This window comes from Streptomyces sp. NPDC005706 (assembly GCF_040631045.1).
Classification (GTDB): Bacteria; Actinomycetota; Actinomycetes; order Streptomycetales; family Streptomycetaceae; genus Streptomyces.
On record NZ_JBEXYS010000003.1, the window covers coordinates 568,527 to 575,282 of the forward strand.

Consider the following 6,756-nt stretch of genomic DNA (forward strand, 5'->3'; position numbering starts at 1 on the left):
TGACCGCTTCGGAACCGCCGCGCCCCAACGTCCCGGCCCGCCCGGGCGTCGAAGGAGCGTCAGAGGTCATTCACCGTCGTGTCTCACCGCTCCCGGGGGTACCACCATGCGCACACCACGTCCCGTACGACCCGTCCGGACCCTGACCGGGGTCCTGCTCGCCGCCTGCCTGGCGCTGGCCGGGTGCAGTGCCGCGGACGACTCGGGCGGCGAATCCGCCAAGTCCGCCGCGGACTCCGCGCAGCGGCAGGCGGGCGCCGGCGGCGGCGAGGCGGACGACGCGAAGTCCGCGCGCCGGGCGCCCGCGGCCGCCCCGAGCGCCGTCATCCGCACCGCCTCGCTCACCGTCGAGGTCAAGGACGTGCCCAAGGCCCTGGACCGGGCCCGTACGACCGCCGAGGACGCGGGCGGCTACGTCGGCCGCGAGAACACCGGCCGGGACGCCGACGGCCACGAGTACACGCGCGTGGTGCTGCGGGTGCCGTCCGCGCGGTACGACGAGGTCCTCGGCGATCTGCAGGGCGCGGGCCGGCTCGTCGAGCGCACCGCGAAGGCGCAGGACGTCACCGACCAGGTCGTGGACGTGGAGAGCCGGGTCAAGTCGCAGCGGGCGAGCGTGGCCCGGATCCGGACGCTGATGGACCGGGCGACCAAGCTGAGCGACGTCGTCACCCTGGAGGGGGAGCTGAGCAGCCGGGAGGCCGACCTGGAGGCGCTGCTCGCCCAGCAGGCGTCCCTGAAGGACCGCACCAGCCTCGCGACCATCACCCTGTCGCTGTCCGGGACGCCCGTGAAGAAGGCCGCAGAGGACGACACGCCCGGCTTCGTGGACGCGCTGTCGGGCGGCTGGCACGCCTTCGTCACGATGCTGCGCTGGATCGCCCTGGTCCTGGGCGCGCTGCTGCCGTTCGCCGCGCTCGCCGCCCTGCTGGCCCTGGTGTGGGCGCGGCTCGTCCGGCCGCGGCTGAGGCGCCGCCCGGAGCCCGTCCCCGCACCGGTGACCGCCGCGCCGGGCCCGCTGCCGCATGCGCGCCCGGCGCCGGACCCGGCGCGCGAGCCCGGCCAGGACTGACGCGCGGGCCCGGCCGGGACCGAAATGGCCGCGCACCGTAGCGTGTTCACATGAGCATCGACGGTGGGCGGGACGGCAGGCGACGGCTGGTGGTGATCGGCGGCGACGCCGCGGGGATGTCCGCGGCGTCGCAGGCGCGCCGGATGTCGGGGCCGGACGAACTGGAGATCGTGGCCTTCGAGCGGGGCCACTTCAGCTCCTACTCGGCGTGCGGGATCCCGTACTGGGTGGGCGGTGACGTGCCGGAACGCGATCAGCTCATCGCGCGCACCCCGGCGGAGCACCGCGCGCGCGGGATCGATCTGCGGATGCGCACCGAGGTCGTCGAGATCGACGTGGCCGGGCAGCGGGTACGCGCGCGTGACGTCGATTCCGGCACGGAGTCGTGGACGTCGTACGACCAACTGGTCATCGCCACCGGTGCCCGTCCGGTCCGCCCCGACATGCCGGGTGTGGACGCGCCCGGCGTGCACGGGGTGCAGACCCTGGACGACGGCGAGGCGCTGCTGGACTCGCTGGAGCGTACGTCCGGCCGTCGCGCGGTGGTCGTGGGCGCCGGCTACATCGGTGTGGAGATGGCCGAGGCGCTGATCAACCGGGGCTTCGAGGTGACGGTCGTCAACCGCGGCAGGGAGCCCATGTCGACCCTGGACCCGGACATGGGCCGCATGGTGCACGGGGCCATGGAGGGCCTGGGCATCACCATGGTGAACGACGCCGAGGTGACCAAGCTGCTCACCGGCGAGGACGGCCGGATCCGCGCGGTGGCCACCGAGGACGCCGAGTACCCGGCGGACATCGTGGTCCTGGGCATCGGTGTGCGCCCGGAGACCTCGCTCGCCCGTGCGGCGGGACTGCCCCTCGGCGCCCACGGCGGGCTGCTCACCGACCTCGCGATGCGGGTGCGCGGCCACGAGAACATCTGGGCGGGCGGCGACTGCGTCGAGGTGCTGAACCTGGTGTCGGGGCAGGAGCAGTACGTTCCGCTGGGCACGCACGCCAACAAGCACGGCCAGGTCATCGGCACCAACGCGGGCGGCGGCTACGCCACCTTCCCGGGCGTGGTCGGCACGGCGGTCAGCAAGGTCTGCGACCTGGAGATCGCCCGCACCGGCCTGCGCGAGAAGGACGCCCGGCGGGTGGGCCTGCGGTTCGAGACGGTCACCATCGAGTCGACCAGCCGGGCCGGCTACTACCCCGGCGCCTCCCCGATGACGGTGAAGATGCTCGCCGAGCGCGGCACGGGCCGGCTGCTCGGCGTCCAGATCGTCGGCAGGGAGGGTGCGGGCAAGCGGGTCGACATCGCGGCGGTGGCGCTGACCGCGCAGATGACGGTGCAGCAGGTGACGGCCCTGGACCTCGGGTACGCCCCGCCCTTCTCACCGGTGTGGGACCCGGTCCTGGTGGCGGCGAGGAAGGCGGCGGCGAAGGTGCGGTCCGGTCAGCGGTAGGCCCCTTCGTGCGGATCAGGCCGTCGTGCTGATCCGCGGCAGGGAGGTGACGCCCCCGCCGGCCGTCACGGCCGCGGGCTGCTCCCCCGCGGGTTTGGCGTGCGAGGCGGACGGCCTGGTGGACCGCAGCCGGTAGCTCACCGCCTCGTCCAGCGTCACCGGCCGCTGCATCTGGGACGCCAGCCGCCCGGCCTCCTGACCGAGCCGGGCGACGTCCTCCCAGGGAAGCCGTATCACCAGGGCCAGCTCGGCCTCGCCGTCGGGCAGCGCCTGCATCGCCGTCACCTGCGGAGCGTTCGCACTCATCGCCTGATCCTCACGTCGGTTGAGAGGAGATACGCGGCTCCGCCCGCTGGCGTTCACCGGTTCACGCGCCGTATCCCGGGCAGTAGTTCTGTGTGGTCATCCCCGTCCATGACGTGAATCCGGCGCGCCGCACCCCGTATGTGACGTACGCCCTCGTCGCCGCCAACATCCTTGTCTTCCTGGTCACTCCCGGCACCGTCGGTTCGGTGCCGGGTTCGAGCGAACTGGCCCGGCTCTGCGATCTGCAGGCCTTCATGGACCACTACGCGGCGGTCCCCAGAGAGCTGATCCACCATCAGATGCCCAGGGTGGTCCCGACCGGCGGCGTGGGCGTGGGGCCGCACGGCCCGGGCTGTGTGGTGGCGCCGCCCGGCTACGACAAGTCGCCGGCGCTGTCCGTGTTCACGGCGATGTTCCTGCACGGCGGCTGGCTGCACCTGCTGGGCAACATGCTGTTTCTGATGATCTTCGGCAACAACGTCGAGGACCGGATGGGCCACATCCGCTACTTCCTCTTCTACGTCTTCTGCGGCTACGCGGCCGGATACGGCTTCGCGCTGCTCAACGCCACCTCCGCGGACCCGCTGATCGGCGCGTCCGGCGCGATCGCCGGTGTGCTCGGCGCCTATCTGGTGCTGTATCCGAGGGCGCGGGTGTGGGTCCTGGTGCCGTTCCTGGTCTTCCTGCCGCTGCGGCTGCCCGCCTGGCTGGTGCTGGGCTTCTGGTTCGGGCTGCAGGCGGTGTACTCCTCCGGGCACGGTGTGTCCGGAGCCGGGACGGTGGCCTACTCGGCCCACGTGGTCGGCTTCCTGGTGGGCATGCTGCTGGCCTGGCCGCTCAAGCCGGGCACCCCGCCACCGCCGGAGCCGCGCCGCCTGGTGTTCGGCAGACAGGCGCGGCCCCGTCAGGTGTGGTGAGCGGCGGGCGCGGTGAGCGCGCGGTGCGCGGGTCCGCTCAGCGCGCGGTGCGGGTGTGGACGTGGTCCACGAGCCGGGTCAGCGCGTCCGGGTCGGTGTTCGGCATGACGCCGTGGCCGAGGTTGAAGATGTGGCCCTCGAGGCCGGCGGCCGCGTCGAGCACCTCGCCGGCCCGGGCCTCGACGGTGTCCTTGTCGGTGAACAGCACGGTCGGGTCCAGGTTGCCCTGGAGCGCCTTGCCGGGTCCGACGCGGCGGACGGCCTCGTCCAGCGGGACGCGCCAGTCGACGCCGACCACGTCGGCGCCGGCCTCGCCCATCAGTCCCAGCAGCTCGCCGGTGCCGACGCCGAAGTGGATACGCGGGACGCCGTACCCGGCGACGGCGTCGAACACCTTCGCCGAGGCGGACATGACCGACTTCCGGTAGTCGGCCGGGGCCAGCGCGCCGACCCAGGAGTCGAACAGCTGGACCGCCGAGGCGCCCGCCTCGATCTGCACCTTCAGGAAAGCGGCCGTGATGTCGGCGAGGCGGTCCAGCAGGTCGGCCCAGAGCTGCGGGTCGCCGTACATCATCGCCTTGGCGTTCTCGTACGTGCGTGACGGGCCACCCTCGACCAGGTAGCTCGCCAGGGTGAACGGCGCCCCGGCGAAACCGATCAGCGGGGTCTCGCCCAGCTCGCCGGTGAGCAGGCCGATCGCCTCGGTGACGTAGGAGACGTCCTCGGGCGTGAGGTCGCGCAGCCGGGCCAGGTCGGCGCGGGTACGGACGGGCTGCGCCACGACCGGGCCGACGCCGGGCTTGATGTCCAGGTCGAGGCCGATCGCCTTGAGCGGGACGACGATGTCGCTGAAGTAGATCGCCGCGTCCACGTTGTGCCGGCGCACCGGCTGCAGCGTGATCTCGGTGACCAGCTCGGGCCGCATGCAGGACTCGAGCATCGGGACGCCCTCGCGCACCTTGCGGTACTCGGGCAGCGAGCGGCCGGCCTGGCGCATGAACCACACGGGGGTGTGCGGCACGGGTTCACGCCTGCACGCCTTGAGGAAGGCGCTGTCGTACGTAGCGGTCGGCTGCTTGCCCGTGGGGCTTCCGTTGGCACTCACGTCGGCAAGTCTCGCACGGCCGCGAAGCGAGAAGTGCGGCCGCCCTCAGGGGTGTCCTCCCTGCACCGGAGCGCTGTTCCCCTTACTCTTCCCCGCATGGCTGCGGCTCAGGGACGATCGTCGGACGGCGCTGACGGAATGGACGACGCGAAGGACTCCGCTCAGGCGGAGGGCCGGACGGGCACGGCGGCGCCGCCGGCGTTCCGGGCCGCGGTCGACGCGCTGCGCAACGCGCGGCTGCGGCCGCAGATCGAGGTGGAGCCGACGCCCGCCCCGCAGCGGCTTGCGCCCTTCGCGTACGCGCTGGAGGCCGCGGTGGTCGACGATGACGAGGACCTGGCCGACGGCCGGCTGGTGCTGCTGCACGACCCGGCCGGCCACGAGGCCTGGCACGGCACCTTCCGGCTGGTGACGCTGGTGCGCGCGGAGCTGGAGGCGGAGATGGCGGCCGATCCGCTGCTGCCCGAGGTGTGCTGGTCGTGGCTGACCGGGGCGCTCCAGGCGCGCGGGCTGACGTACGGCGAGCCGAGCGGGACCGTCACGCGCGCGAGTTCGCACTACTTCGGCGGGCTGTCCGCGCGCCCGGCCGCCTCCCAGATCGAGATCCGCGCCTCCTGGACACCGCGCGAGGGCCTCGGCGGTGTGCCGGACACCGCCGCCCACCTGGCCTCGTGGTGCGATCTGCTGGCCCAGGTCGGCGGGCTTCCGCCGGCCGGTCCGGGCGACGCCTCGGTGGTGACCCTGCCGCAGCGCAGGGGGCCGCAGTCACGGTGACCTGAGCACCGGCCGTACCGAATTCATCCTCTTGGGCGCCTTATTGACTCTCTCTTTGTCGATACGGCCACTTTCTGTACTCGAATCGCATCGGCCCGAACCGATTCGATCTTCGGATGATCGATCGCATGTCCGAATTGAACGGATTGTTACTCACTAGATCGTGATCATTCTCTAAAGGCGCACGGCTTTGCTGCCGAAGACGACTGTGACCCTGAAAGCACGTTTCGTCCCGGCTTCCTCCCCACAAGCCGGCCCCGTCCCCCCACCCAGGAGGCCTGGTGTCCGTTCTCCTCGAGCAGCCCGCAAGCCTGGTCGCCTACCGCCCGAACAAGCCGACCGCCATGGTGGTCGTGGCCGACCCGCGCGTCCGTTCCACCGTCACCCGCCATCTGTGGGCCCTCGGTGTGCGCGACGTGATCGAGGCCTCGTCCGTCGCGGAGGCTCGTCCCCGCATCGGCAACCCCCGCGACATCTGCGTCGCCGACGTCCACCTGCCCGACGGCTCCGGCCTGACCCTGCTGTCCGAGACCCGCGCCGCGGGCTGGCCCAACGGGCTGGCCCTCTCGGCCGCCGACGACATCGGCGCCGTTCGCAACGCCCTCGCCGGCGGGGTCAAGGGCTACGTCGTCACCGGAACCCGAACCAACATCGGCCTCCCCACCCGGCCCGGCGCCGCTCCCCTCGGTGCCGCCGCCCGTATGCACCGCCGCCCCCCGGGTGCCCCGAGCCACCCGGGCGGCTACCGCGAGCTGTCCGGACGGGAGGTCGAGGTGCTCCGCCTGGTCGCCGAGGGGCAGTCCAACAAGGCGATCGGCGTCTCGATGGGACTGTCCGCGCTGACCGTGAAGAGCCACCTGGCCCGCATCGCCCGCAAACTCGGCACCGGCGACCGGGCCGGCATGGTGGCCGTGGCGCTGCGGACCGGCATCATCCACTGATCCCCACCGATTCCCCCATACGCCTCGTGAGCACATCATCCGTTCACTCATATGAACCGGCAGTTTCACCGGCCTGACTGGTTTACGACCCTGTGGCCGGCTAAAGGGGAGCCGCGCAGGATGTCACGGGTCCATCGGCGGGCCCGGCTCACCTCTTCCGGGAATCCTGGGCAACTCAGCCCCCAGACCC

Annotated in this window: 7 protein-coding genes and 1 pseudogene; 5 read left to right on the forward strand and 3 right to left on the reverse strand. The window is 72.3% G+C overall.

Annotation, left to right across the window (positions count from 1 at the left end; all coding sequences use genetic code 11):
* Nucleotides 1–106 precede the first annotated feature (106 nt).
* Together ABZ478_RS09025 and ABZ478_RS09030 are read left to right on the forward strand one after the other, a co-directional pair.
* Nucleotides 107–1,072, forward strand: a complete 966-nt coding sequence (locus ABZ478_RS09025; RefSeq protein WP_359546707.1) for a DUF4349 domain-containing protein — start codon at nucleotides 107–109, stop codon at nucleotides 1,070–1,072.
* 50 nt (nucleotides 1,073–1,122) lie between these two features.
* A complete protein-coding gene (locus tag ABZ478_RS09030) occupies nucleotides 1,123–2,523 on the forward strand; it encodes an FAD-dependent oxidoreductase (protein ID WP_359546709.1) in 1,401 nt (466 codons plus the stop codon).
* Nucleotides 2,524–2,538: 15 nt separating this feature from the next.
* Here the strand turns inward: ABZ478_RS09030 and ABZ478_RS09035 are convergent, their stop codons facing one another.
* Nucleotides 2,539–2,799 (reverse strand): hypothetical protein, encoded by a 261-nt coding sequence (locus ABZ478_RS09035; RefSeq protein ID WP_358935282.1) that lies wholly within the window; start codon nucleotides 2,797–2,799, stop codon nucleotides 2,539–2,541.
* Nucleotides 2,800–2,921: 122 nt separating this feature from the next.
* Here ABZ478_RS09035 and ABZ478_RS09040 point away from each other — a divergent pair, with 122 nt between their 5' ends.
* A complete protein-coding gene (locus ABZ478_RS09040) occupies nucleotides 2,922–3,746 on the forward strand; it encodes a rhomboid family intramembrane serine protease (protein WP_359546711.1) in 825 nt (274 codons plus the stop codon).
* 37 nt (nucleotides 3,747–3,783) lie between these two features.
* On the opposite strand, the gene hemE is transcribed toward ABZ478_RS09040, so the two are convergent.
* Nucleotides 3,784–4,851, reverse strand: coding sequence for a uroporphyrinogen decarboxylase (gene hemE / locus ABZ478_RS09045; protein WP_359546712.1), 1,068 nt, complete (start codon nucleotides 4,849–4,851; stop codon nucleotides 3,784–3,786).
* A gap of 96 nt (nucleotides 4,852–4,947) precedes the next feature.
* Here hemE and ABZ478_RS09050 point away from each other — a divergent pair, with 96 nt between their 5' ends.
* Both ABZ478_RS09050 and ABZ478_RS09055 read left to right on the forward strand, forming a co-directional pair.
* Nucleotides 4,948–5,625 carry a DUF3000 domain-containing protein gene (locus ABZ478_RS09050; protein WP_359546714.1) on the forward strand — a complete coding sequence of 226 codons (678 nt, stop codon included), beginning with the start codon at nucleotides 4,948–4,950 and terminating at the stop codon, nucleotides 5,623–5,625.
* 281 nt (nucleotides 5,626–5,906) lie between these two features.
* The gene (locus ABZ478_RS09055; protein ID WP_250401061.1) at nucleotides 5,907–6,566 is read left to right on the forward strand and encodes a response regulator transcription factor; all 660 of its coding nucleotides are present in this window, start codon (nucleotides 5,907–5,909) and stop codon (nucleotides 6,564–6,566) included.
* 98 nt (nucleotides 6,567–6,664) lie between these two features.
* On the opposite strand, the pseudogene ABZ478_RS09060 reads toward ABZ478_RS09055, so the two are convergent.
* Nucleotides 6,665–6,756, reverse strand: a pseudogene (locus ABZ478_RS09060) (ATP-binding protein); the annotation flags it as partial.

Excerpts from the sequence above, each read along its gene's own strand:
- ABZ478_RS09025 (WP_359546707.1), top strand. The coding sequence starts at position 107 with ATGCGCACACCACGTCCCGTACGACCCGTCCGGACCCTGACCGGGGTC.
- ABZ478_RS09030 (WP_359546709.1), top strand. The coding sequence starts at position 1,123 with ATGAGCATCGACGGTGGGCGGGACGGCAGGCGACGGCTGGTGGTGATC.
- ABZ478_RS09035 (WP_358935282.1), bottom strand. The coding sequence starts at position 2,799 with ATGCAGGCGCTGCCCGACGGCGAGGCCGAGCTGGCCCTGGTGATACGG.
- ABZ478_RS09050 (WP_359546714.1), top strand. The coding sequence starts at position 4,948 with ATGGCTGCGGCTCAGGGACGATCGTCGGACGGCGCTGACGGAATGGAC.